Origin of the sequence: Enterobacter cloacae complex sp. R_G8, assembly GCF_024599795.1 — a bacterium.
Taxonomy (GTDB): Bacteria; Pseudomonadota; Gammaproteobacteria; order Enterobacterales; family Enterobacteriaceae; genus Enterobacter; species Enterobacter dissolvens.
Genome location: NZ_CP102246.1, coordinates 2,654,221 through 2,680,102 on the forward strand (window position 1 = coordinate 2,654,221; position 25,882 = coordinate 2,680,102).

A 25,882-nucleotide genomic window follows, 5' to 3' on the forward strand; every position below is an offset into this window, starting at 1 on the left:
TTAACTCAACAGGAAAATAATATGCGTAATTCAATGAAGGCCGTTGTATTCGGTGCGATCTCCATGATGTTTTCTGCCGGCCTGCAGGCCGAGGTTCATCAGCATGCAGAGATGAGTGCTGCCAGCGAAGGGGCCACAGAGCAGGTTGTCTCCGGGACTGGCATCGTGAAGGACATTGATCTCACAAACAAAAAGGTCACGATTGCTCATGAAGCCATCCCGGAAATTGGCTGGCCCGCCATGACCATGCGTTTCACCTTTACTGACGCAGACGAAAGTATTAAGGCCGTAAAAGTCGGCAACCGCGTTAATTTTTCTTTTGTGCAGCAGGGCAAAATCTCTTTACTCAAGAGCATTAAATAGCGAGACACGGCATGGCATCGTTAAAGGTTAAATATGCTGCAATGATGATCGGCAGCCTTCTCGCGGGAGGGCTGATTGCAGTGACGGCGTGGCAGTATATTTATGCTGCAGAAAAAACAGAAAATACCCCGCCGGAACGAAAGGTGCTTTTCTGGTATGACCCGATGAAGCCCGACGTTAAATTCGATAAGCCCGGTAAATCGCCGTTTATGGATATGGATCTGGTGCCGAAATACGCGGATGAAAATGACGATAAAAGCGGTGCCGGTATCCGTATTGATCCGACGCAGGTTCAGAACCTGGGATTAAAAACGCAAAAAGTCACCCGCGGCACGCTGAATTATGCCCAGACTATCCCGGCCAATGTCAGTTATAACGAATATCAGTTTGTTATCGTGCAGGCGCGCTCCGAAGGCTTTGTGGAGAAGGTGTATCCCCTGACGACAGGCGATCGTGTAAAGAAAGGCACGCCGCTCATCGACATCACCATTCCGGAGTGGGTGGAAGCGCAGAGTGAGTTCCTCCTGTTGTCCGGAACCGGTGGCACGCCCACGCAGCTGAAAGGGGTGCTTGAACGGCTTCGTCTGGCAGGCATGCCGGAAGCGGATATTCAGAGGTTACGCTCGACCCGCACGGTCCAGACCCGGTTTACCATCAACGCGCCGATTGACGGGGTGATCACCGCGTTTGACCTGCGTAACGGAATGAATATTTCGAAAGATAAGGTCGTGGCGCAGATTCAGGGGATGGATCCGGTGTGGATCAGCGCGGCCATACCTGAATCCATCGCGTATCTGCTGAAAGACGCCTCGCAGTTTGCCATTTCGGTCCCGGCGTATCCGGACACATCGTTTCACGTTGAAAAATGGAACATTTTGCCAAGCGTCGATCCTGCCACCCGTACGCTGCAGGTTCGCTTGCAGGTTTCCAACAAAGATGAACGGCTTAAGCCGGGTATGAATGCGTATCTGAAGCTGAACACCCAAAGTCAGGAGATGCTGTTGATCCCCTCCCAGGCCGTTATCGACACGGGTAAAGAACAGCGGGTCATCACCGTTGATGCGGAGGGCCGGTTTGTGCCGAAGCGGATCCACGTTCTGCACGAATCTCAGCAGCAGTCCGGCGTAGGATCCGGCCTCAGCGAAGGGGAGTCGGTGGTAGTCAGCGGTCTGTTCCTGATTGATTCCGAAGCCAATATTACCGGTGCGCTGGAGCGTATGCGTCAGCCTGAAAAGAGTCATTCAGGTCATTGAGGAGACGACGATGATTGCATGGATTATCCGGCGCGCCGTCGCCAACCGTTTCCTGGTGATGATGGGCGCGCTATTTCTGAGCGTCTGGGGAACATGGACCATCATCAATACGCCGGTGGATGCCTTACCCGATCTGTCTGATGTTCAGGTGATCATTAAAACCAGCTACCCCGGCCAGGCGCCGCAAATTGTCGAAAACCAGGTGACGTATCCGCTCACCACCACCATGCTGTCGGTGCCGGGTGCGAAGACCGTGCGCGGGTTTTCACAGTTTGGTGACTCCTATGTGTACGTTATTTTTGAAGACGGGACCGATCTCTACTGGGCCCGCTCGCGCGTACTGGAATATCTCAATCAGGTTCAGGGGAAACTGCCTGCCGGCGTCAGTTCGGAAATAGGGCCAGATGCCACAGGTGTGGGCTGGATCTTTGAATATGCGCTGGTGGATCGCAGCGGAAAACACGACCTATCCGAACTGCGTTCCCTGCAGGACTGGTTCCTGAAATTTGAGCTGAAAACCATCCCGAACGTGGCGGAAGTGGCCTCGGTCGGCGGGGTGGTGAAGCAGTATCAGATCCAGATCAATCCGCTGAAACTGGCGCAATACGGCATCAGTCTGGCAGACGTTAAGCAGGCCCTGGGATCGTCTAATCAGGAAGCAGGGGGCTCATCGGTCGAAATCGCGGAAGCAGAGTATATGGTCCGGGCCAGCGGCTATCTGCAGACCATTGATGATTTCAATAACATCGTCCTGAAAACCAACGAGAACGGGGTTCCGGTTTATCTGCGAGATGTTGCTCGCGTACAAACCGGACCTGAAATGCGGCGCGGGATCGCCGAGCTTAACGGGCAGGGAGAGGTCGCGGGCGGCGTGGTGATCCTGCGTTCGGGTAAAAACGCGCGTGAAGTGATTACCGCGGTAAAAGATAAACTGGAGACGCTGAAGGCCAGCCTGCCGGAAGGTGTTGAGATTGTTACCACGTACGATCGCAGCCAGTTGATTGACCGGGCCATCGATAACCTGAGTTATAAACTGCTGGAAGAGTTTATTGTGGTGGCCATCGTCTGCGCGCTGTTTCTCTGGCATGTGCGCTCTGCGTTGGTGGCGATTATCTCGCTGCCGCTAGGCCTGTGTATTGCCTTTATCGTCATGCATTTCCAGGGGCTGAACGCCAATATTATGTCCCTGGGAGGAATTGCCATTGCCGTGGGGGCGATGGTGGATGCCGCCATTGTGATGATTGAAAACGCGCATAAACGGCTGGAGGAGTGGGATCATCAGCACCCTGGCGAGCAGATAGATAACGCGACCCGCTGGAAGGTGATCACCAACGCCTCCGTTGAAGTAGGCCCCGCGCTGTTTATCAGCCTGCTGATCATCACCTTATCGTTCATCCCTATTTTTACCCTCGAAGGTCAGGAAGGGCGGCTGTTTGGTCCGCTGGCGTTCACCAAAACGTACGCGATGGCAGGTGCAGCCGCGCTGGCCATTATCGTCATTCCCATTCTGATGGGCTTCTGGATCCGGGGGAAAATTCCCGCCGAGAGCAGTAACCCGCTGAACCGGCTGCTGATTAAAGCCTATCATCCGCTGCTGCTGCGGGTGCTTCACTGGCCAAAAACAACCTTGCTGGTGGCGGCCTTGTCGATCTTCACGGTTGCCTGGCCACTGAGTCAGGTGGGCGGCGAATTCCTGCCGAAGATAAATGAGGGCGATCTGCTGTATATGCCGTCAACGCTGCCGGGCGTTTCTCCGGCTGAAGCGGCTGCGCTGTTGCAGACCACGGACAAGCTCATCAAAACCGTGCCTGAAGTGGCCTCTGTGTTTGGCAAGACCGGTAAGGCAGAGACCGCAACAGATCCCGCACCGCTCGAAATGGTGGAAACCACCATTCAGCTGAAACCCGAGGATCAGTGGCGGCCCGGGATGACGATTGACAAGATTATTGACGAACTCGATAAAACCGTCCGCCTGCCGGGTCTGGCTAACCTCTGGGTACCACCAATCCGTAACCGCATCGACATGCTTTCTACCGGGATTAAAAGCCCAATCGGCATCAAGGTGTCAGGTACCGTTCTGTCGGATATCGACGCCACGGCGCAGAGTATTGAAACGGTCGCCAAAACCGTACCTGGCGTGGTGTCTGCGCTCGCAGAGCGGCTGGAAGGGGGGCGTTACATTGATGTGGATATCAATCGCGAAAAAGCGTCCCGCTACGGTATGACGGTGGGGGATGTGCAGCTGTTCGTCTCCTCCGCCATTGGTGGCGAGACGGTAGGGGAAACGGTTGAGGGCGTGGCCCGGTACCCGATTAATATTCGTTATCCTCAGGACTACCGGAACAGCCCGCAGGCACTGAAAGAGATGCCGATCCTGACCCCGATGAAGCAGCAAATCACGCTGGGGGATGTGGCGGATATTCGTGTCGTTTCTGGTCCGACGATGCTGAAAACGGAAAATGCCCGACCAACCAGCTGGATCTATATTGATGCCCGCGGCAGGGATATGGTGTCGGTGGTCAATGACCTTAAGACGACCATCAGCCAGAACGTGAAGCTGAGACCGGGAACCAGCGTGTCGTTCTCCGGGCAGTTTGAGCTGCTTGAGCATGCCAACAGGAAGCTAAAGCTGATGGTGCCGATGACGGTGATGATCATCTTCATTCTGCTCTATCTGGCGTTCCGACGCGTTGACGAAGCCTTGCTGATCCTGATGAGTCTGCCGTTCGCTCTGGTCGGTGGGATCTGGTTCCTGTACTGGCAGGGCTTTCATATGTCTGTCGCCACCGGCACCGGATTTATTGCCCTTGCCGGGGTGGCGGCCGAGTTTGGCGTGGTGATGCTGATGTATCTGCGCCATGCCATCGAAGCGAACCCGGCCTTATCCCGACGGGAGACGTTCACCGCACAAGCGTTGGATGACGCGTTGTACCATGGCGCGGTCCTGCGTGTCCGGCCCAAGGCAATGACGGTGGCGGTCATTATTGCGGGTCTGTTGCCTATTCTCTGGGGGACCGGCGCGGGTTCAGAAGTGATGAGCCGGATCGCCGCGCCGATGATTGGCGGGATGATCACCGCGCCGCTGCTGTCGCTGTTTATCATTCCGGCGGCGTATAAGCTTATCTGGTTGCGCAGGTATAAAAAGCAATAAAGAAATCCCGCCGGTAGCGGCGGGATTTTTATGGAATAAATGTCTAACTCGTCTGGCTGATAAGCTTGCGCCAGACTCTGTTATGCAAAGTAAATAGCAGCATCTTATAGAAAGCGGTAGAGAAGATACAACTGCCGCTAAGCCCAAGCATGACAATACTCACCAGCGCTGCGGTCAGGCTGACGCCCGGAGAAGAACTACCGCTCAGCGCGGCCAGCAGATAGGCTGCCGTTAATACCAGGCTTAGCACCGCCAGCGTAAGATGTAACCGCACGGCGCGCATGCTACCTTTGCCAATCATAAACATCGTCACGCCGTTAATGCCGGCGAACAGCAGGGCGACAAGCACAACCCACACGAATACGCGTTCGGCTGGCTGGCCTAGTGCGGCGACTACGCCATACCCCAGCCACAGCTGCGGAATGGCGAAACTGACAATTACCCCGAGCGTACTGACCGCCGCTGGAATACCCATAGTATGTAGCCCCACAGGCTTACCCATTTCATCGGCCAGCTGCGTCTTCAGCTGCTGCAGCTGTGTCGGGGCAGCATGGTTTATGCTGGCGGCCGCCTCGTTACAGTGTTGCAGGCGACGGGATATTCTTTTAATCATATGAATCATCAACGTTTCAGCCTGTTTCCATGGAAGCAACAAATGATTAAATTTCACCGGCTGACTTTCTCAGCACGGTAATATCCCTCTTAGGCGACTCACCAAACATCCGCGTATATTCCCGGCTGAAATGGGATAAGCTTTCGTAACCGACAGCATAGGCCGCTGTGGTGACATCGTAATGCTCATTCAGCATGAGTCGTCTGGCTTCATTGAGGCGCAGCCATTTCTGATACTGGAGCGGACTCATTCCCGCAAGCTGCCTGAAATGTCGGTGGAAAGAGGGCGTGCTCATCTGAACCCGACTCGCCAGCTCCTCGATGCGTAAAGGCGAAGCAATATGGGTCTTTAACCAGTCGATAGCTTTACCGATACGGTAGCCATGGCCGTCTACTGCTGCAATCTGTCTGAGATGATCGGACCGATCGCTCATTAAAAGCCGGTAATGTATCTCCCGTTGAATCAGCGGGCTGAGAACAGGAATGGCTTCAGGCTCGTCAAGCAATGAAAGCAGGCGGCAGAAAGGCTCCAGCAAAACATCTGTCATGGTTCCTATACCGACACCTGTTCCCGGATCACGTTTTTTCACTGGCGGCAGGCCGCCCTGCGTAATTAATTCCATCAGCACGCGTTGGTCAAGTTTATAGGCTATGCCGACGCACGGCCGAGATGCTGATGCGTGTAACACTTCCGAACTGGCTGGTAAGTCGAGAGAAGTGATCAGGAATTTTTTCGCATTATAGGTATAAGGTTCGCCTCCAACCCACATTATCTTCTCGCCGTCAGCCACCAGAACGATACTCGGTGGCACCAGGCAGCTCACCGGAGGAGCAGGTTCGTTTCGCCGGAATAATTCCAGCCCTTCGACAGCGGTGGGAAAATCACCGGTATCGGGCGTGCGCTGAGCAATATTCCGCGAGAGTTCGTCGAGTCGTTTCTCAACCGACTTGTTTGAAATCATCTGTAACGCCTCACATTTGTTGCGTCTATGCAACCCCGTCAACGTACCTGTTATTAATACTCAAATATACGGTTTGGCCTCAGGTTAATAGGATCGGGCAAATAATGCAGAGTATTTTAATAACATATTTCTTTAATGATATTCAAAATAGCAACAACGCAACCCGTACCGAATTCGGTTCCTGAAAATTTAATGTAAGGTTTTGATATCATGACGCTAAATTCTTCAACTCGTTTTTTTAATGGTGCACTCCTTGCCGGTGCGATGGCTCTGATTTCAACAGAATCTGCGGTTGCCCAGCCTGCACCAGGCACAGCAGACTCTTCGGCGCGTCTGGTTCAGACGTGGGATAAAACCTTCCCAAGGAGCGACAAAGTGGATCATCAAAAAGTAACGTTTAAAAATCGTTACGGTATTACGCTAGCCGCTGATGTGTATCTTCCTAAAGATCGCGGGAACAAGAAGCTTGCTGCGCTTGTGATTTCCGGGCCTTTTGGCGCGGTAAAAGAGCAGGCCTCAGGTCTCTATGCTCAGACCTTAGCAGAGCGTGGATTCGTGACGCTGGCATTTGATCCGTCTTATACCGGTGAAAGCAGTGGTGAACCCCGCAATATTGCTTCACCTGATATCAATACCGAAGACTTTATGGCCGCAGTCGATTTTATTGGACTGCAACCTTATGTGGATCGTGAACGTATCGGTGTCATCGGTATCTGCGGTATGGGGGGGATTGCCCTGAACGTTGTTGCCGTGGATAAACGCGTAAAAGCGGTCGTTGCCAGCACCATGTATGATATGAGTCGCGTGATGTCGAAAGGCTACAATGACAGCGTAACACCGGCGCAACGCGAGCAGGCACTCGAGAAGATGAGCCTTCAGCGCTGGGAAGATGCGGCAAACGGCAAACCTGCATACCAGCCAGCCTATAATAAACTGAAGGGCGGTGAAGCACAGTTCCTCGTGGACTATGCGGACTATTACATGACCAAACGCGGATATCATCCACGAGCAGTTAACTCTGGCAATTCATGGTCAGTGACAACGCCGATGGCCTTTATGAATTTCCCGCTAATGACCTATATTAAGGAAATTTCTCCGCGCCCAATCCTGTTCATCCATGGCGAAAAAGCGCATTCGCTTTACTTCTCCAAAACGGCTTATGAAGCGGCAAATCAGCCAAAAGAGCTTCTGATTGTTAAAGATGCCACACATGTCGATTTATATGATCGTATGGACAAGATCCCGTTCGATAACATCACTGCATTTTTCAACAAAAATCTTAATAAGTAAGCCATAGCACCGTCCGGTGTTTTCAGATGCAGTGTCTCTGCGAGAAAAGACAGACACTGCTCTCCTGGCTATTACCAGGAGGAAAAATAACCGCCCATGAAAGAGGAGAGTTTTATGCTCTGGAATCCTGAATTATTAGCAAGAATAGATGCGGCTGACGACCTGAAAATCGCTCCGTATCATCCCGGCATGAATACGACCGGTACGCCGACATGGATTTGGGAAGTGAAGGTGGATAATCGACTCTTCGTCCGAGCCTATAGTGGTACCCGTTCAAAATGGTATCAGGCTGCATTGTCTCAGCAGGCGGGTAAGATACTGGCTAACGGACAGGAATTCGACGTACTGTTCGCAAAACCATCAGACCCTGAGCTTGAAAGTAAAATTGATCAGGCTTACCAGAAAAAGTACTCCGGCAGCAGCTATGTTTCCGCAATGATAGGGACACGCGCGAAAGCGGCAACGATTGAGATTTTACCTTTAAGTTAACCCCTTAACATAATGCCGGCATACGAAAGAGGATGGGGTGCTTAACCCCATGGTTTTATGAGAACCGACCTGGTTCATGAAGTAAGTAATCAGTTAATGAGATTTAACTATTCTGGGTTTGAGGAATATACGTAATTTACTTCAGCACCAGAAACAGTATAACAAACTGTTTTAAATGGATATTAATTAAATGGCGATTCAAACTCACAGTTATGAACTCAGTTTTGGTTCATAACTGTGTTAAACGCTGTCCCTAAATCACTCGATGTTACGCCTGTTGGTTCATGAACTGTTCGTTCTAATTTTGTGATGTGCGTCAGGTTTTAGTGTTCAGTAATATTACCTTTTACTTGATGAGCGATTGCTTAATACCTCTCCGACAACCGGAGCAGCGGTAAATGCGTTTGGCCAGCCAGCGTAAAACGCGGCTTGGGTAACGATCTCCCCAGCTTCCTCAGCAGAAAGTCCATTATCCATCGCTCTGTTGAGGTGATAGCCAATCTGCGCACTCTGTCCGGATGCGATTAACGCGCTGACCGTAATCAGGCTTCTGTCGCGGGGTTTCAGTGCAGGTCTTTGCCAGAGATCCAGGAACAGGGGGTCAGCAGTAAATTTAACCAGGCCTGGAGATATTGGGCCAACATTTTTTTCCACTGTCGCTGAACGCTGCTTTTCTGCTTGCTGATTGAGAGGAAGCAGGTCCGGAGAAGCGTCAGGAAGTGCATCTGCCGTGACGCCACGAGATTCAAATACTGCTTTGGTCACGCTGACGGCTGACATGGCATTTGGCCAACCTGAGTAGAAGGCCAGATGGGTAATGATTTCTGATAATTCCGCTGGCGTCACGCCGCTATCGAGAGCGACGTCGATATAGTGCTTAAGCTCGGCAGGCTGGTTGCGGGCAATCAGCATGGCGACGGTCACCACGCTACGATCCCTGGGTGAGAGGGCGTCGCGTGTCCACAGATCTTCAGTAATCGCTTCTCGACCAAAGCGCGCAAGAGCCGGTGAGACAGAACGAATATCAGCTTCAGAAATCGCTGAAGGTTCAATTTTCATCATAGTTTTACCTCTTGTTTCCTCAGCATTAGCAAAATCAGAAATAACAAGCGACATGGCCGCCGCTGCAATTACGCTTTTCATGTCAATCCTCACTGGTCAACGGTGCGGTTCCTGTTTGATTCCGCCTTTGTTACGAAGAAATACCGGTTTTACCGGGATAGCGTCCTTACTGACGCTCATATGCGCCGTTTGCCTGAGATAGTCACGGAAGTGTGGCGTTTGTCGGTGCAGTTGATACGCTTCCTCACTGGCGTAAATCTCATAGAAATACCAGCGGTTTGGAGTCTCTGAATCTGTACCGGCATACATGGCTAACACGCCTTTCTCTACTTTGAGCGACTCGGCCATTTCAGGAAGGACGATGTTTTTAAATTCGGTCTGAAATTCAGGCTTTACCTCGACGATCACCAGATTATTAATGGTTCGCTCATCCGGTATGATGTGTTTATCCCCCACAAATTGGGGCTCCAGAGTGATTTTATTTTTCCGATCGATAATGTCAGGTGCCCGGGCAGCGAATGCCTTGTATGGTTCGGCATTCAGATGTTTGCGGTAAGCACTCTGGTTTTCATAGAGTTCGACCATGAATGCCTGACGTGGATTGTCGCTGCGGTGCAGGGCGTACATCGCCAGCGTACCTGCTTCATAATCAACCGAAGCGGAAATCGTCTGTCTGGCTACGTCTGTAAAATCTTTGTCCCGATCGGGCCTGACGCCGAGCTCAAAGAGATTCATCACTCGCTTATCCGGCGCGTCCAGTTTTGTTGCAAAGACAGGGCTGCTTATCAGCATGCAAATTAAAAGCATAAGAGTCTTTTTCACGATGATCCTTTTACTGAAATGGCTGTTTAAGACGTTCTATAAGTTGGTGTTGGTAAGAAGGTAACCGATCGCTGCTGGCGCTCTCAAAGACCAGGGGAGGAAGCCACGTCATACCTGCATGCAGGGCGCTTGCCTTCATCGGTAAAAACACATCCGCAAGCGATACCCCGATCCTGCCGTCCGGCCCGTAAGTGGAGCTTCCCCCCGCAGCCGTACTGACAATAAACATCTCCTTTCCCTGCCAAAGACCGGGTCCGATACTTCCCCAGGTTTCATTCAGCCAGGCCTTCATCATTGGTGTAATGTTGAACCAGTGTGTAGGGAAGATGAAAACAACACGCCTGTGCTCACGCATCATTTTTCGCTCCGCGTCGCCATTAATCCGACGTGTGTCATAGCCATACAGCGTCTCAAGGTTGCGAACCGTCACGCCTTCCAGACTCTCAGCGGCTTCCTGCAGCCCTTTTGTCAGAACTGAGCGTTCCGGATAAGGGTGAGAGACGATAACGAGCGTTTTAATGTCGGTCTTTTCACGGCTATGAGCATGACTAGCGGGCATGAGGAAGATAAAGGCAAACAAAAACAATGCTGCTGCTCTGCGCTGAAGTAACACCATCATAAACCTCCTTTGTCTTAACAGGACTGTAAAACGCTATGGTGTAACAGGAGCCAGTTCTGGCAATCCTTCTACGATATAGGTTCGCGAATTGCCGGCACGGTGTCGGATAGGAATGATCTTCTGGTATGCGGCCGAGCTATACCAGTCCTGGGCATTTTTGAGACTCTCAAACTTGATTACAACCAGTCTGCCCTGTGCTCCAAACCCTTCTTTAACATCGGGTTCACCTCCTCTGACGATGAAGCGTCCACCAAAAGGTCTGAAGGTAGATTCAACCTGAGCGCTGTACGGTTTGATAGCGTCAAGATCGGTCGCCTGAAACTCTGCGATGTAATAAGCAGGCGTTGCTGCCAGGGCTGACGCGAGCCCGGAGAGGGTGAAAAGAGTGGCTACCACTGTTTTAAAAATCATCCTTCCTCCTCATAAGCTTTCATGAAAGTGAATAAGGGCTACCGCGTCCAGACCTGCCTGGCGTCTTTCGTTTGCGGCGTGTTTTGCGCCATGATCCCCGTCAGAACGTGCGGCTGGTAGGTTTCTTCCAGAAACCGGATTTCCTCCGGGCTCAGTTGAAGATTTACGGCGTTTACCGCGCCATCGACGTGATCTTTTTTTGTGGCCCCTACGACAGGTGACGTGACTTTTGTCAGCAGCCAGGCGAGTGAGATTTCCGTCATGGACACCTGATGCCGTTCGGCAAGTTCGGCGACACGCTCAATAATGAGCCGATCCTGTTCAGCCGTGCTGTCATATTTCCCGCGCGCATAATCATCCTCCGTGGCTCGCCGCGTGTGGCCTTCTTTCCGGGAGAGACGACCGCTGGCCAGCGCGCTATAGGGGGTCATGGCGATATCATCTTCAGCGCACAGACCGAAGAGCTCTCGTTCATCTTCACGCATAATCAGGTTGTAGTGGCTTTGCACGGAAACAAAGGGCGTCAGCCCTTCGCGTTCGGCAAGGGCGTTCGCTTTCGCAAGCTGCCAGGCATAGCAATTGGAAATACCAATAGCGCGCACTTTGCCCGCAGTAACGGCGGCATGAAGCGCTTCAAGCACCTCAATAACGGGCGTGTTGTAATCCCAGATGTGGTAGATGTAGAGGTCGATGTAGTCCATCCCCAGATTTTGCAGGCTCTGGTCGAGCGATCGGGCTATTGCCTCTTTTCCGCCGATCCCCGCGGCAATTTGCGCGGCGGTTCGCGGCAGAAACTTGGTGGCCAGCACCACATCCTCGCGTTTTGCCATCTCCCGCAGCGCCCGGCCAACGTATCGCTCACTGGAACCGTTCTGATAGGCGATGGCGGTATCGTAAAAATTGATACCCTTTTCGAGACCGTAGCGGATGATGTCCCGGCTTGCTGTTTCGTCCAGCGTCCAGCGATGCTGGCCCGTTAACGGGTCGCCAAACCCCATACATCCCATACAGATGCGGGAGACCAGTAAGTCACTTTTACCGAGCCGGGTATACTGCATCGTTATTCTCCCTCTGGATTATTCACGACGGAATTAAGCAGATCGACAAGCCTTGAAGCATGTTCCCGGGCAAGCGTTTTATGCTGCGCGATTTTGTCGGCATCCCGGTCGGCATAGCTGATACCGCAGGTATAAACCGGCGCCAGCAGCTCAAGATTGCACAGTTTTGCCGTGGTCTCGAACGGAATAAGATACTCTTCAATGGCATGGCCAAAGAAACCGTCAGCGGTATAGAGCGCCTGTGGCGCCCCTGTAGTGAAGGAGAGGATCAGCTTTTTACCGCCCAGTTTCGCCGTTGAGCCATGCGCGAAGCCGTGGACAAAGACCTCGTCCAGCCATTGTTTCATTAACCCGGGCAGCCCATACCAGGAAAAAGGAAACTGCCAGACAATCACATCGGCCCTGAGCAGGCTTTCCTGCTCCGCAGCGATATTGAATTTGCCGTCCGGATAGAGCCAGTCCAGACGACGAATTTCAGCATCGGGAAGGGCGGTCGCCACTTCATCAAGGATAGTGGCGTTGGCGACGGAATGGTTCAGCTCAGGATGACCTGAAATAACAAGGATATTTTTCATTTCAATACGTTAAAGAGGCTGGTGAATTTTTAACCCAGTATAGAGTGACACCATTATTTTTTTAGAGCAGTAAAGGCTCATTCACTTTTAGACAAAAACTAATAATGGTCGACGGATCTCATTGTGTCTGGTCATCATGAACCCGTGAACTACGCCGTGATGCCCAGTAAACGTTCTGCATTGCGAAACGCGATGGCCTCTTTTACAGCCTTGTTGACGGGCAGACTGTCGATAAATGTTTTTACACCGTCCAGGGTCTGATAGGGGTAATCAACGGAGAACAGGATCCTGTCTGCCCCCATTAACGCGTAGATAAACTGGAAGTGCGGCAGTGTCAGCATACCTGACGGGGTAACGTAAACGTGCTCCTGGAAGGTTCTCGTTAGCGTGCGTGACAGACCCGTTGCAGCCAGCGGAAGGCTGTCATCAAGACGCTGCAGCCAGAAGGGCAGCATCTCCCCCCAGTGGCCACTGATTACCTGCAGGTGGGGATATTTATCAAATGCGCCCGATAACATCAGCCGTAACAAATGGATCCCGGCTTCGTGATGCCAGCCCCAGCCAAACATAGAGAGCCGGGCGTTGACCTCTGCGCTGAAGCCCGTGAAGTAGGCCTGTTGCACGCTTTTAACCGGTAATCCGGGATGAAGGTAGAGTGGCACATTCAGTTTATTAAAGCGGGAAAGCAGGGAGTCATAGTCAGGATGATCGAGAAAGCATGAAGAGGGTCGGCCATTCAGAAGTGCCCCCTTAAACCCCAGTTTTTCAACTGCGCGGACAAGCTCTTTTTCAGCCTCTTCCGGCTGTGCCCAGGGAAGTGTGGCAAATGCCGCGAAGCGATCCGGGTGATTTCTTACCGCCCCGGCAAGGCGGTCGTTTGCCGCCGTATTTAATGTTACCGCTTTATCACCGGGAGCCAGCTGGGGGAATCCGCCCACAGAGAGGATCTGCAGGGTAATTCCAGCCTCATCCATATCCCTGAGGCGGCGGCTTCCCAAATCAGCGCCTTTCGCGTTTATCAGCGCATTCTTTTCTATCTGCGGCCGGCTTCGGTCAGGATTATGACCATCAGCGACAGTTTTCCCCCAGTCGCCAAGGAAAGGTGCCTGCTCAAGCGCAACAGGCATACACGCTCGCCCTAACTCGCTGTCGAGATAATGTTCTTCGAGGCAAATGATTTTCATATTCTCACCCTTCATACAAAGCAGTAAAAGTGATGCAGATTAGGATCGCCCGGAACAGCCCGTTCGTGAGTGTCATTCATGACAGTCTGTCCCGGACAGGGTTTACACCATCGGTTTTTCCCAGGCGCCTCGTGTATCCACTCTGGTCTCTGTGGCGAGTTGTTCCAGCAGGATGATTTCCTCATCGCGTAACTGGATGTATGAAGCGCAGGCGGCGTCCAGAACGTGTTGGACTTTAGTCGCACCAACGAGGGGAAGGGTACCTTTTGCAATAGCCCATGCGATGGCTATCTGTGCCACGCTGGCATTCCTTTCGGCTCCCATTTTTTTCATGGCGGCGGTTAATCTTTCTATCTGCGGCAGTACTGCGTTATAACTTTCGGCCCGGCCACTCCCGGCAGGCATGGGATGATTTGAATCATAACGACCACTGAGCGCGCCTTGCTCCAGGACCATGTAAGCAAAGAACGTGATGTTATTTTGTCGGCAATAATCAAGGATCCCGGCCTCTTCAGAGGCGCGATAAAGCAGGCTGTAATGATTCTGTACTGCACTGAGGGAATAACCGGAAGCGTTAAGGATTTCGTTGGCGCGTCTGATTTGTGCCAGATTGTGGTTGGAAACACCTACGCGTTTGACCTTACCGCTTTGTAAAAGTGGGATCAGTCCTGGCGTCCATTTCTCAACGTCGAGGGGATTGTGGATCCAGTAGATATCAATCGCGTCCACACCCAGACGTCCAAGGCTGGCCTCAAGCATATCGCTGACAGGCTGTGCTGACTGTTCGTTCGCAATCTGCGGCGTGAATTTGGTGGATAAAATCATATCCTCGCGGGGGAACTGACGGACTAATGCTCCCAGCGCTGCCTCGGAACTCCCCATGCCATATACTGCTGCGGTATCCCAGAGATTCAGACCCTTACTCATGGCCGTGGTGAACACGTCTGCCATCTGAGTATCAGAAAGATGATTGCCGAAGACGGTGTCGCCACCGGCAAAGCCTGTGCCCCAGGACCATGTGCCGAGCGCGACTGAAGGAAGAGATTTCATATTCAGCTCCTGAAAAAAGGCCGGAACGTTGCTGACGTAAACCGGCCAAAGAGGGTGAGTAACGGTGAAAGACAGATGAATGGATTAAGTTGGCTGGCGGAGGGCATTTAACAGCGCCACACCGACACCGTGCGCTGAAGCGGGATTCTGCCCCGTGATAAGGCGACCGTCAGTAACCACATTTTCAGACCAGTTCGGGGCTTCATGATGAAGCGCGCCATGCTCGCGGAGTGCAGTCTCAAGCAGGTAGGGAACCACATCGGTGGTGTGAACTTCTTCCTCTTCCTTGTTGGTAAAGGCCGCCACGTTTTTGCCTTTCACCAGGTATTCGCCGCTGCTGAGCTTTGCGTCAACCAGAGCCGCAGGTCCGTGGCAGACGGCTGCGACAATCCCATCACTTTCATACACTTCCCGGATAATACGCTGGGCATCCTGGCTGTCGCGGAAATCCCACATGGTTCCATGCCCGCCCGCAAAGAAAACGGCGCTGTAATCGGAACCGTTCAGCTCAGATAACGCAGGCGTTGTGGCCAGGCGCTGCTGAAAATCGGTTTCGTTCCAGAACCAGGCGTTGACAGGGTCACTGAGGTCAAATCCATCCACCGGCGGCTGTCCCCCGCGAATGCTGGCTATCGTCGTTTTTAGTCCGGCATCTTCCAGTACTTTCAGCGGATGCGTCAGCTCAGCCAGGAAAAAACCGGTTGGTACACCGGATGCGCCTTTAATCGGATGGCTGGAAACGACACACAGCACGGGTTTATCTGCAGGTTTCATATCGGGCCTCACTCTTTATTTTTAAATTCAGCGGCAAAGAGATTTTCCCAGTTAATAAAGGAGCCAAGCGGAATGCACTCAAAGCTTAATAAGCCTGCTTTTGCCAGCGGGAATTCGGCCATTACGTTCATCGCTTCATCGACAGAGTCACATTCAAGAAAAATAGCGACGCCAGGTCTGTCCTGACGGAAGTAGATGTCGCGGATGAAGCCGGATTTATACAATCCCCAGGCGTGCAGCGCTTCAGCGTTAAGGTGTGGAGCATATTTTTCCAGCGATGCTCCAGGTGCGGGGATATCCAGACATAAAATTCGCATTATTGCCTCCCGAGCTTAAGTTTCAAAAGAAAGAGACTCAAATATAAGTGTCTCATTTGCAGTAGTCTTATCCGTCAGTGCATTCAAACGGATTTATACAATCCCCAGGCGTGCAGTGCTTCAGCGTTAAGGTGCGGAGCATATTTTTCCAGCGATGCTCCAGGTGCGGGGGTATCCAGACATAAAATTCGCATAAGTGTCTCTTGTTCTCAGGTTTAAAGGGAAAGAGAGAAGAGTATATGAGCGCCATTTTAAGAAGATTAGGCGGGCATTGGCTTAAGCATATTTAGTCTGTACTTAATAATCAGGTGAGGAGTGCGACAGGGTAAATGTATGCCAGACATGTCTGTTCCTGCATCTGTATATGAATAGTCTGGCTTAATCAGTCGAAAACTCGGGCTGGCTTTCATATTCAGAACGTGCCTTTTCAACCTCGCCCTGATGAATCAAGGACCAGTCTATAAGTGTCATAACTGGCCCCATTAATGTCCGTCCAAGTGGAGTTAGCTCATATTCAACACGTGGCGGGATCGAAGGGAATACCGTTCGCGATACTAACCCGTCTCGTTCAAGACTTCTCAGTGTTAACGTCAGCATTCTCTGAGAAACCTGACCGATGGTACGTCTGAGTATATTAAACCGCAAAGGTCCCTCGGAAAGATGAGCAATGATTAAGATACTCCACTTATCACCAATCCGACTGAGCAATTCGCGGGTGAAAATATTGCAGGTGGGTGCTGTCCGTTTATCTGACGGTATCATGAATGTGCCTTCTTGCGGGTAAAATAACGGTATGTAATATAGCCCTGGTTACAAAACAAAACGACTCGTTTCTTACTGAGAAAAAAGGTACTGCTCCTTGAAAAATGCACCCCTTACGCTTTTATCCCCATATAACATCGGGGAATTGACACTAAAAAATAGAATGGTAATGGCCCCAATGACCCGCAGTCGGGCCGTTACCGGTAATGTACCTAACCCTCTGGCTCCTGTTTACTATGCGCAGCGGGCGCAGGCAGGGTTGATAATATCTGAAGCTACGCAGGTTAGCCGTCAAGGTACCGGATATATAAGAACACCGGGAATATATTCCCTCGCTCAGGTTGAGGCATGGCGTCGCGTAACAGATGCAGTTCATGAAGCCGGGGGAATTATTTTTGCGCAACTATGGCATGTCGGACGCGTTTCGCATCCTGAGTTCCATGATGGTGTCCTTCCGGTTGCCCCATCTGCAATTAATGCAGAGGCAGACGTTTTTACGTCTAATGGACTAGCACAAACTCCTGTCCCTCGCGCGCTTTTAACAAGTGAAATCGCCGATGTCGTCTCACAGTTTCGTCAGGGTGCTGAAAAAGCTTCTGAAGCCGGTTTCGATGGAGTAGAAATACATGGTAGTTCAGGATACCTCCTTGACCAGTTCCTTCGTGACGGTTCTAACAAACGAGAAGATCATTATGGTGGGACTATTATAAACCGTGCACGTTTTCCTCTGGAGGTCGTCAGTGCAGTGAGCGAAGTGCTTGGCGCCGATCGCGTTGGTTTCAGGGTTGGTCCAAACATGTCGCTACATGGTATGTCTGATTCTTCGCCGGTTGAAACATTCAGTTATTTAGCGACTCAACTCGACGCTATTGGCATCGCCTACCTTCACGTAACCGAAGGTATTGCCGGGCCCGATGCTCCGGTCGCAGGTTCACAGCGGATTGCACCTTATCTTCGTCAGTGTTTCTCGCGAACTTTTATTCTGAATGGTGGATATGATGCTCAGACCGGTGAGGATGCAATTAACAAGGGTGAGGCCGATCTCATCGCCTATGGTGTTCCATTTATTGCCAATCCCGATTTACCCGCAAGATTTGCGTGCGGCAGCGATCTCAACGTTCCGGACCCTGCAACCTTCTATGCGCCGGGACAGAACGATGCGGTGGGCTACACTGACTATCCCGCACTAAACAAAAGTTAAAAAACATCAATACCTTAATGTCTTTTGCCTATTGGCATCCATTCTGTGCCGTGAATGTCATCTGAATGAGTACAGGTGTATTTCAAAATACGTGGTTAACAGTGGATCGCAGCATCAGTAAAAACGTACTACAGGGATATTATTGACTTAAGCATCTTTAGCCTGTACTTAATAATCAGGCGGAGATTGTTTTAGGAACACATTATGAATAACGCCCTGTATAATCAGATACGCATTTTTCAGAGCATTGCACGTGAGGGCAATATTTCGGCAGCCGCAAGAAAACTGGAAATTACGCCTCCCTCCGTCAGCAATGCGCTTAAATTGCTGGAAGAGCATATTGGCCATCCGCTTTTTGTGCGTACGACCCGCCGTATTGAGCTGACGGAAACCGGGCAGCTGTTGCTGGAACAGACCGCCGCGGCGGTGGAGTCGCTGGAAAATTCGCTTGAAAGCATTCGCGACCAGAATCAGGAGCCCTCTGGTGTGGTGAGAATTACGCTATCGCGTTTTGCCTATCTGTTAATTCTTAAGCCTGCAATGGCGGAATTCTGTCAGCAATACCCGGGTATACAGCTGGAAATTTCGGTTTACGACGGTACCGTGAATATCATCGAAGAGCGTTTTGATCTTGGGATCCGTTTTGGCGATATCCTCGAGGGTGGGGTGGTGGCGCGACCGTTAATGAAACCCTTTCGTGAAGGGTTATATGCATCCTCAGCCTATCTCAGCGAGCATGGAACGCCTGAGGTGCCGTCAGACCTCAGTCAACACAAGCTGATTGGCTACCGTTTTATTACTAACAACCGCATCCTTCCATTGATCCTGAATGACCGCGGAGAGCAGTTGACGGTTGAGATGCCCGGGCAGTTAATCAGTAACGATATCGACGTTATGGCTGACGGGATCCGTAACGGGCTGGGAATTGGACGCCTGTTTGAACCCATCTGGCAGTTACAGCCCGACAGAGAGCACTTTATCCCCGTGATGGAGAGTTACTGGAAAACCTACCCGCCAGTCTATCTCTATTACCCTAAAAATGCGGGTAAAACGAAAAGAGTGAAGGCCCTGATTGATTTTCTGATATCCGCTACGGGGCGATAAAGACGATAACGCATCGTCCCGTATGGAAGCGCTATGTCACAACCCCAGCGGCCTGGCCTCCTGTATGAACTCAATCAGAAGGCGAAGCCCGGTCGGCAGTTGCCGGCGGCTTGAATAATAGATATAAAAACCTTCCTCCAGCGGGGACCATTCCGTAAGCACCAGGCGGAGCCGTCCATCCTTCACATAGGGTGCAACAAGAGGCTCCGGAAAATACATCAGGCCGGCCCCGCCTAATACGGCCACAAGACCCGTTTCTGCCTGGTTGACCGTGACTGAGCCAGGCACAGTGATTTGGTACGTTTCGCCGTCTCGCTCAAGTTCCCAGCGATAAATCCGATCGTCGCCGAGACGATTGCTTATACAGCGATGGTGTAACAAATCATCCGGATGTTCAGGCGTTCCGTAACGTTCCAGGTAGTCGGGGGATGCTGCGATAACCCAGCGAATATCGGCAGATAAACGCCGGGCAACCATGTCTTCCGGGACGGTGCCACCATAGCGGATACCGGCATCGAAGCCCGCATCAGTGACGTCCACCATACGGTTGCTGGCCACAATATCTATTTCAATATCGGGATAGCGATCCATAAACGCGGGCATAACCGGTGCAAGCAAAAGATTGGCCGCTTCAACGGCTGCATTGATGCGGATACGGCCGGTAGGCGTATTACGATACCGGTTAAGCGATTCAAGCGCGCCTTCTATCTTGTCGAAAGGCTGAAGGACAGACTGAACCAGCTCTTCACCTGCAGCCGTAGGGGTAACGCTCTTGGTCGTGCGATTAAGCAGGCGAACCCCGAGCCTTGTTTCCAGTCCCTTCAGGGCATGACTAAGCGCTGATGCACTGACACCTAATTCAATCGCCGCACGGCTGAAACTGCGATGACGTGCAATAGCCATGAAATAAATGAGATCGGCGACATCAGCTCTGCTTATTTGCATACAGAATCGTTTTCCTTGTGCGTTAAGGCCCGAATGCGTTGATACGGAAATGATATACACCATAGACCGACCAGGGCTAATCCGTTGCTGAATTTATTTCACAAGTCCATCCACTCATCGCCTCTCACTGAACACGTTGTGCTTCGTTATTCTTGAAAATTATGCGCTCTGGCCGTCGGTCAGGGCGGAACATTCACCTAACGGAGCCGTGTATGAACTATACGCATCTTGGCCGCACCGGCCTGAAAGTCAGCCGCCTTTGTCTCGGAACCATGAATTTTGGTGACGTCACCGACGAGAAAACCAGCGCCCGCATTCTGGATGAAGCGCTTGAGGCGGGTATCAATTTCATTGATACAGCAGATGTGTATGGCACCGAGCAATCACCCGATATCCAGCAAGGTTCGGGGCTGTCTGAAGAGATTATTGGTCGCTGGCTCCAGCAGGGGGGCCGCCGTGACCGTATCGTTCTGGCGACGAAAGCCTATCAGCCTATGGGACCAGGCCCGAACGATCGCCGTCTTTCTGCTTACCATATTCGCAAGGCCTGCGAGGACAGTTTGCGACGGCTTAAGACCGACCATATTGACGTCTATCAGATGCATCACATCGATCGCTATACACCATGGGAAGAGGTCTGGCAGGCCATGGAGCTCCTTGTTCAGCAGGGAAAAGTGCTTTATATCGGTAGCAGCAATTTCGCAGGCTGGGACATTGCGACTGCGCAGTCAGTGGCCACGGCTCGTCATTCCCTGGGCCTGGTAGCTGAGCAAAGTCTCTACAATCTGACTGCCCGAACTGTTGAGCTGGAGGTCATTCCCGCATGCCGTCATTTTGGCCTGGGACTGATTCCCTGGAGCCCACTTGCCGGAGGGTTGCTTGGCGGCGTACTGAAAAAGATGGCAAGCGGGCGCCGTGCGAGGCCCGCGTTTGCCCGTCTAATCGAACAGTATCGTCCGCAGCTGGAAGCCTACGAAGGATTATGTGAGGACCTCGGCGAAACCCCTTCCGATGTGGCGCTGGCGTGGCTCCTGCAGAATCCTGTCGTTACTGCGCCACTTATCGGGCCTCGTACGGTCGAGCAACTCCGGGAGGCGCTTCACGCAACGACAATCACGCTATCAGACGACACCATGAGCTGTCTCGACGAAATCTGGCCCGGACCCGGGGGAGAAGCGCCCCAGGCTTATGCCTGGTAATGACCAAATTAATGAATCCTTTCTTCGCTATAGGGAGTTCCAGTTTATGAGCAAGATGATGCATGACCAGCATTCTGCTTCCGTACCCGCTTCCCGGGATCGTCGCAATTTTCTGATCGCCGGCGCCGGTCTGGCGTTGGCCGCTACCACCCTTGGCAGGAGCGGAGCCGTGATGGCTAAACCGGCTGGTCAGGACACGTCGGGCGCCCCTTCGGGTGCTGTTCCCGTCCAGAAGGAGACCTTAACCACGCGTAAACTCGGCTCGCTGGAGGTTTCAAGCATGGGACTCGGGTGTCTGCCTATGGTGGGGTATTACGGCGGTGGTCCGCGCGATCGTAAAGCCATGGTTTCGCTCATCCGGGCCGCCTTCGAACAAGGCATCACGTTCTTTGATACTGCCGAGGTGTATGGCCCCCATCTCAGTGAAGAATTTGTCGGGGAAGCACTGGCCCCCGTTCGCGATCGTGTGGTGATTGCCACTAAGTTCGGTTTCGGCGTGGAGGAGGGGAAGCCAACCTCACTCAACAGCCATCCTGACCATATTCGCCGTGCCGTAGAGGGCTCGCTGAAGCGTCTGAAAACGGACCATATCGATCTTCTTTATCAGCATCGCCCCGATCCGAATGTGCCGATTGAGGATGTGGCGGAAACCGTGAAGGCGTTGATCCAGGAGGGTAAAGTGAAACACTGGGGATTGTCGGAAGCGAGTGCCAGGACAATCCGCCGCGCACATGCGGTACTCCCTGTGACTGCAGTACAGAGTGAGTATGCCATGTGGTGGCGTGAACCGGAGACGCGGATATTTCCAACGCTCGAAGAGCTGGGTATCGGCTTTGTACCTTACTGCCCGACCGCCCGGAGTTTCCTTGCCGGGGCAGTCAATCCAAGCCAGCGGTTCGACAGCACAGATCGGCGGCATAACCTGCCACGCTTCCAGCCCGATGCCCTGGCCAAAAACATGGTACTGCTTGAATTCGCGCAGTCGTGGGCCCGCCGCAAAAACACCACTCCGGTTCAGTTCGCGCTGGCCTGGGTGATGGCTCAGCGGCCATGGATAGTCCCCATCCCGGGTACGACGCAATATCCGCACCTGATAGAAAATAGCGGTGCGCCGCAAGTCCGGTTGACGGATAGCGAGTTACGCGAAATCGATGCAGCGCTTGCTAGGATCCCATTGCAGGGCGGTCGCGCAGATCCGTTTACCGAAAGTCAGTTTGATAAAAGTTAAACGGTGATGGCCACCTTAGGCCGTCGCCTGGTGGAGCGATGATTTTTCGATCGGGCGCATTCGCGTCTGCACCGCTTCCCATTTCACATCAGTGTCCGGGAATGATTGGCCTGAGAGACCCGGCAACGCCGGGCCAGGGGAGGGCATTAACAGTCCTGTATTGCTGAAGGCGGCGTGAGTGAAGGTGGCGTATCCGGAAGCGGGGGAATGATCCCGTCGACGGGGTGCGGCAGATAGTGTGCCTCGAGTTCCATGATTTCGGCATCGCTAAGTGAAAAGTCCAGCGCGCTGATAGCCGTGGAAAGATGTTCTGGTTTCGTCGCGCCGATGATCGGTGCCGTGATGACCGTTTTTGATAGCAACCAGGCAATTGCAACATGGGCTTTTGGCACTTCGTGCTTTTCAGCAATGCTGGCAACAACATCAATAACGGGCTTATCCAGAAGGGCTGCGTTCTCATACATTTTTAACGCAAAGGCATCGTTTTGCGTTCGTCGGGACGTGACACTCCAGTCGCGCGTGAGCCTGCCGCGTGCCATCGGACTCCAGGGGATCACACCCACGCCCTGGTCTTCACACAGGGGCAGCATCTCGCGCTCTTCTTCCCGGTAAAGCAGGTTGTATTGCGGTTGCATCGTAATAAATCGGGTCCAGCCGTTACGCTCTGCCGTATGCTGCATTTTTGCAAAGCGCCAGGCTTCCATAGATGATGCGCCGATGTAACGTACTTTTCCTGATTTAACGAGGTCATGCAGAGCCTCCATGGTCTCTTCAACAGGCGTGGAGTGGTCAAATCGGTGAATCTGAAAGAGATCCACATAATCCATACCTAAGCGCATCAGGCTATCGTCAATAGACTGAAAAATGGCCTTGCGGGAAAGAAACCCGGTATTGGGTGAGTTGCGCCACGGAAAGAAGGTCTTTGTCGCCACAACAATCTCATCGCGTCTGGCCATTTCTCTCAGCGCTTTTCCAGTGATCTCTTCAGAACTTCCGCCCGAGTAGATATTCGCGGTATCAAAAAAATTAATGCCCGCTTCAAGCGCCTGACGAATGAGCGGACGTGACGCCTTTTCATTCAGGGACCAGGGTTGAGGCAAGCGTTCAGGTTCACCATAGCTCATACAACCGAGACAAAGACGGGAGACTTGCAAACCGCTACGACCCAGATTCACATACTTCATTCTGTGTTCCTTCTTTTATTGCCAGCAATTCTGTATGTGACAGGGTATTGCACTGACATGAAGGGAACCAGCATGCGCCATCGAATGGTGTTATGAGTTTTTTTCACAGATGGGCGTAATCGTCAGTGAAAGACGAGAAACGAGAGGGAGGTCAGACAAGCCGACTTGGTTCATGAAGTAAGTTATCAGTTAATGGGATTTAACATAATATACATTATGCGCACCAAGGTTAATTCAGGGCGAATCCAGCATTCCGTGGCCGTCATTGTGTTTGTTCCCTTGGCTATTGATAGCTGTTGTAAAATCATTTACGAGTTTGTACATAACGCTACCCACTGAGCTACCGGGTTGATAGTCTTGATTACACCGAGTAATCAGCGCTGATGGAGAAAACATGGCGATAACCGAAGCAAAGCTGCTGGCATCTGGATTTACATCCTTGGACCTGCAGAAGTTGCGTAAGTACATAACAAAAGATGCCCTTTCTCTGGATATGGTGATATCTGACTTGTCCAGACGTTTTAACGCAGCGTTGTTATTGACCATGTTGCTTGCTGCTGTTTACCTCATAGTTATTATCATCGCGTCCAGAGAAAATGTAATATCCACAGGCGTTGCTATGTTGATCGCTTTGTTCATCATTTGGTTTTTTCAGCCTCCGTTTCTTTCCTATAAGGCATGGAAATTTAACAAGAAATACCGCTAACACGGCCGCTGTCTTTAAAATCTCTTATCTCAGTTCGCTGACGTAGCCATCTTTACTCATCTTTCATAAATATGGCATATGCTTAGCGGATCCTTCTCTCAGCAGAATTCAATAACAGGTTCAGATACTCATGAACAACAATCTGCCTACGGTCGACGACGAACCGGGCGTTCCACCTCCGCATGTCAGTTTCCGTGAAGCCTTTTTATTCTGGCTGAAGCTAGGATTCATCAGCTTTGGCGGGCCGGCTGGGCAGATTTCGATAATGCATCAGGAGCTGGTTGAAAACCGACGCTGGATATCCGAACAGCGCTTTTTGCATGCACTAAATTACTGTATGGTGCTTCCGGGGCCGGAGGCGCAACAACTGGCGACCTATATTGGCTGGCTGATGCACCGCACCTGGGGCGGCGTGGTTGCCGGGGCACTGTTTGTGCTCCCTTCCCTTTTTATCCTTATTGCCCTGTCGTGGATTTACGTTGCGTATGGCCATTTGTCTGTCGTGGCCGGTCTCTTCTATGGCATCAAACCGGCAATTACGGCGATTGTTGTGCAGGCTGCGCACCGTATCGGTTCGCGGGCGCTGCGTAATCGCACGCAGTGGGCAATCGCTGCCGCCGCGTTTGTCGCCATTTTCACCCTCAATGTCCCTTTTCCCGTTATTGTCCTGTCAGCCGCAATGATGGGTTATGTGGGGGGGCGCCTTTTCCCCGACCATTTTGGTCAGGGTAACGCCCATGACGCCAGCCGAAAATCCTACGGTGCTGCCATTATTGATGACCATACGCCAGCGGCTCCGCATACGGTTTTCAAATGGTCACGCTTGATCCTGATTATCGTTGCCGGTGTTTTTTTATGGGCAACGCCAATGGCAATGCTCTTTCTGAGCCTGGGCTGGACGCACCCGTTTACCCAGATGGGCTGGTTCTTCACCAAAGCGGCGTTGCTGACCTTTGGCGGTGCTTATGCGGTACTGCCTTATATCTACCAGGGTGCGGTTGGCCATTATCAGTGGCTCACGCCAACGCAGATGATTGATGGTCTGGCACTGGGCGAAACCACGCCGGGGCCGCTTATCATGGTTGTGGCATTTGTGGGATTTGTCGGTGGCTATGTGAATATGGCGTATGGCCCGGATCAGCTTTTCCTGGCAGGCGCTGTAGCGGCCGTGCTGGCGACCTGGTTTACGTTTCTGCCATCGTTTTTGTTTATCCTCGCCGGTGGTCCTTTTATTGAAACGACGCACAACAATATTAATTTCACCGCGCCGCTCACGGCGATTACCGCAGCTGTGGTTGGGGTAATTCTTAATCTGGCGCTCTTTTTTGGCTACCACGTGCTATGGCCTCAGGGCTTTGACGGCAAAACGGACTGGATCGCGGCGGTCATTGCCCTTGCTGCCGCTATCGCACTTTTCCGGTTCAAATATAAAGTGACTCACGTTATTGCCGCGTGTGCGGTCATCGGGTTGGTTTTACATCTGTTCCTCAGAACATAGTGCCAGGCCCCGAATAACCGGGGCCTGGCAGCAATTCTAACCTGCACGTTTAAAGAAAGTTGA

At 52.0% G+C, this 25,882-nt stretch carries 26 protein-coding genes and 1 pseudogene; 11 read left to right on the forward strand and 16 right to left on the reverse strand.

What is annotated here, in order from left to right; genetic code table 11:
- Positions 1-21 precede the first annotated feature (21 nt).
- The 3 genes from cusF to silA are packed head-to-tail and all read left to right on the forward strand — an operon-like array spanning position 22 to position 4,767.
- Positions 22-363, forward strand: coding sequence for a cation efflux system protein CusF (gene cusF, locus NQ842_RS12540; protein ID WP_257255899.1), 342 nt, complete (start codon positions 22-24; stop codon positions 361-363).
- Between the two features lie 11 nt (positions 364-374).
- Positions 375-1,616: an efflux RND transporter periplasmic adaptor subunit gene (locus tag NQ842_RS12545; RefSeq protein ID WP_182381743.1), complete on the forward strand. Its 1,242-nt coding sequence runs from the start codon at positions 375-377 to the stop codon at positions 1,614-1,616.
- A 10-nt stretch (positions 1,617-1,626) separates the two neighbouring features.
- Entirely contained in the window at positions 1,627-4,767 is a 3,141-nt protein-coding gene (silA, locus tag NQ842_RS12550; protein ID WP_257255900.1) for a Cu(+)/Ag(+) efflux RND transporter permease subunit SilA, read from the forward strand.
- 43 nt (positions 4,768-4,810) lie between these two features.
- Here silA and NQ842_RS12555 read toward each other — a convergent pair whose 3' ends face one another.
- Complete coding sequence (locus NQ842_RS12555) at positions 4,811-5,380, reverse strand: hypothetical protein (RefSeq protein ID WP_063426496.1); 570 nt, start codon at positions 5,378-5,380, stop codon at positions 4,811-4,813.
- Between the two features lie 46 nt (positions 5,381-5,426).
- Positions 5,427-6,341 carry an AraC family transcriptional regulator N-terminal domain-containing protein gene (locus NQ842_RS23415; protein WP_373371724.1) on the reverse strand — a complete coding sequence of 305 codons (915 nt, stop codon included), beginning with the start codon at positions 6,339-6,341 and terminating at the stop codon, positions 5,427-5,429.
- Between the two features lie 210 nt (positions 6,342-6,551).
- Here NQ842_RS23415 and NQ842_RS12575 point away from each other — a divergent pair, with 210 nt between their 5' ends.
- Complete coding sequence (locus NQ842_RS12575; RefSeq protein ID WP_257255901.1) at positions 6,552-7,631, forward strand: alpha/beta hydrolase; 1,080 nt, start codon at positions 6,552-6,554, stop codon at positions 7,629-7,631.
- 114 nt (positions 7,632-7,745) lie between these two features.
- On the forward strand, positions 7,746-8,120 hold the full coding sequence (locus NQ842_RS12580) for a DUF2255 family protein (protein ID WP_125365067.1): 375 nt from the start codon (positions 7,746-7,748) through the stop codon (positions 8,118-8,120).
- Between the two features lie 339 nt (positions 8,121-8,459).
- On the opposite strand, the gene NQ842_RS12585 is transcribed toward NQ842_RS12580, so the two are convergent.
- The 12 genes and pseudogenes from NQ842_RS12585 to NQ842_RS12640 form a co-directional block, all read right to left on the reverse strand.
- On the reverse strand, positions 8,460-9,263 hold the full coding sequence (locus NQ842_RS12585) for a carboxymuconolactone decarboxylase family protein (RefSeq protein ID WP_248041085.1): 804 nt from the start codon (positions 9,261-9,263) through the stop codon (positions 8,460-8,462).
- 15 nt (positions 9,264-9,278) lie between these two features.
- Complete coding sequence (locus NQ842_RS12590) at positions 9,279-9,974, reverse strand: putative quinol monooxygenase (protein WP_257256932.1); 696 nt, start codon at positions 9,972-9,974, stop codon at positions 9,279-9,281.
- Positions 9,975-10,014: 40 nt separating this feature from the next.
- Positions 10,015-10,620, reverse strand: a complete 606-nt coding sequence (locus NQ842_RS12595) for an NAD(P)H-dependent oxidoreductase (protein WP_373371735.1) — start codon at positions 10,618-10,620, stop codon at positions 10,015-10,017.
- 36 nt (positions 10,621-10,656) lie between these two features.
- Entirely contained in the window at positions 10,657-11,034 is a 378-nt protein-coding gene (locus NQ842_RS12600; RefSeq protein ID WP_023292403.1) for a DUF1330 domain-containing protein, read from the reverse strand.
- Positions 11,035-11,072: 38 nt separating this feature from the next.
- Complete coding sequence (locus tag NQ842_RS12605; protein WP_058663467.1) at positions 11,073-12,092, reverse strand: aldo/keto reductase; 1,020 nt, start codon at positions 12,090-12,092, stop codon at positions 11,073-11,075.
- A gap of 2 nt (positions 12,093-12,094) precedes the next feature.
- Positions 12,095-12,667 carry an NAD(P)H-dependent oxidoreductase gene (locus NQ842_RS12610; protein WP_058663468.1) on the reverse strand — a complete coding sequence of 191 codons (573 nt, stop codon included), beginning with the start codon at positions 12,665-12,667 and terminating at the stop codon, positions 12,095-12,097.
- Positions 12,668-12,816: 149 nt separating this feature from the next.
- On the reverse strand, positions 12,817-13,851 hold the full coding sequence (locus NQ842_RS12615; RefSeq protein ID WP_257255903.1) for an amidohydrolase family protein: 1,035 nt from the start codon (positions 13,849-13,851) through the stop codon (positions 12,817-12,819).
- 102 nt (positions 13,852-13,953) lie between these two features.
- Positions 13,954-14,901: an aldo/keto reductase gene (locus tag NQ842_RS12620; RefSeq protein WP_257255904.1), complete on the reverse strand. Its 948-nt coding sequence runs from the start codon at positions 14,899-14,901 to the stop codon at positions 13,954-13,956.
- Between the two features lie 84 nt (positions 14,902-14,985).
- Positions 14,986-15,675 carry a type 1 glutamine amidotransferase domain-containing protein gene (locus tag NQ842_RS12625; RefSeq protein ID WP_046887439.1) on the reverse strand — a complete coding sequence of 230 codons (690 nt, stop codon included), beginning with the start codon at positions 15,673-15,675 and terminating at the stop codon, positions 14,986-14,988.
- Positions 15,676-15,683: 8 nt separating this feature from the next.
- Positions 15,684-15,992: a hypothetical protein gene (locus NQ842_RS12630; RefSeq protein ID WP_014831950.1), complete on the reverse strand. Its 309-nt coding sequence runs from the start codon at positions 15,990-15,992 to the stop codon at positions 15,684-15,686.
- Between the two features lie 89 nt (positions 15,993-16,081).
- Positions 16,082-16,186, reverse strand: a pseudogene (locus NQ842_RS12635) (superoxide dismutase); the annotation flags it as partial.
- A 184-nt stretch (positions 16,187-16,370) separates the two neighbouring features.
- A complete protein-coding gene (locus tag NQ842_RS12640; RefSeq protein WP_072050288.1) occupies positions 16,371-16,754 on the reverse strand; it encodes a helix-turn-helix domain-containing protein in 384 nt (127 codons plus the stop codon).
- Positions 16,755-16,851: 97 nt separating this feature from the next.
- Here NQ842_RS12640 and NQ842_RS12645 point away from each other — a divergent pair, with 97 nt between their 5' ends.
- A complete protein-coding gene (locus tag NQ842_RS12645) occupies positions 16,852-17,955 on the forward strand; it encodes an alkene reductase (RefSeq protein WP_063453387.1) in 1,104 nt (367 codons plus the stop codon).
- A 204-nt stretch (positions 17,956-18,159) separates the two neighbouring features.
- Positions 18,160-19,059, forward strand: coding sequence for a LysR substrate-binding domain-containing protein (locus NQ842_RS12650; protein WP_047361890.1), 900 nt, complete (start codon positions 18,160-18,162; stop codon positions 19,057-19,059).
- Between the two features lie 36 nt (positions 19,060-19,095).
- Here NQ842_RS12650 and NQ842_RS12655 read toward each other — a convergent pair whose 3' ends face one another.
- The gene (locus NQ842_RS12655) at positions 19,096-20,004 is read right to left on the reverse strand and encodes a LysR family transcriptional regulator (RefSeq protein WP_014831948.1); all 909 of its coding nucleotides are present in this window, start codon (positions 20,002-20,004) and stop codon (positions 19,096-19,098) included.
- A gap of 212 nt (positions 20,005-20,216) precedes the next feature.
- Here NQ842_RS12655 and NQ842_RS12660 point away from each other — a divergent pair, with 212 nt between their 5' ends.
- Both NQ842_RS12660 and NQ842_RS12665 read left to right on the forward strand, forming a co-directional pair.
- Entirely contained in the window at positions 20,217-21,203 is a 987-nt protein-coding gene (locus tag NQ842_RS12660; protein ID WP_048240786.1) for an aldo/keto reductase, read from the forward strand.
- Between the two features lie 46 nt (positions 21,204-21,249).
- On the forward strand, positions 21,250-22,431 hold the full coding sequence (locus NQ842_RS12665; RefSeq protein WP_192871082.1) for an aldo/keto reductase: 1,182 nt from the start codon (positions 21,250-21,252) through the stop codon (positions 22,429-22,431).
- A gap of 146 nt (positions 22,432-22,577) precedes the next feature.
- On the opposite strand, the gene NQ842_RS12670 is transcribed toward NQ842_RS12665, so the two are convergent.
- Entirely contained in the window at positions 22,578-23,615 is a 1,038-nt protein-coding gene (locus NQ842_RS12670; protein ID WP_257255907.1) for an aldo/keto reductase, read from the reverse strand.
- A 394-nt stretch (positions 23,616-24,009) separates the two neighbouring features.
- Between NQ842_RS12670 and NQ842_RS12675 the strand changes: the two genes are divergently transcribed.
- Both NQ842_RS12675 and chrA read left to right on the forward strand, forming a co-directional pair.
- Positions 24,010-24,321, forward strand: coding sequence for a hypothetical protein (locus tag NQ842_RS12675; protein WP_047361895.1), 312 nt, complete (start codon positions 24,010-24,012; stop codon positions 24,319-24,321).
- Between the two features lie 130 nt (positions 24,322-24,451).
- Positions 24,452-25,819, forward strand: a complete 1,368-nt coding sequence (gene chrA / locus NQ842_RS12680) for a chromate efflux transporter (RefSeq protein WP_182381737.1) — start codon at positions 24,452-24,454, stop codon at positions 25,817-25,819.
- Positions 25,820-25,882: the final 63 nt, after the last annotated feature.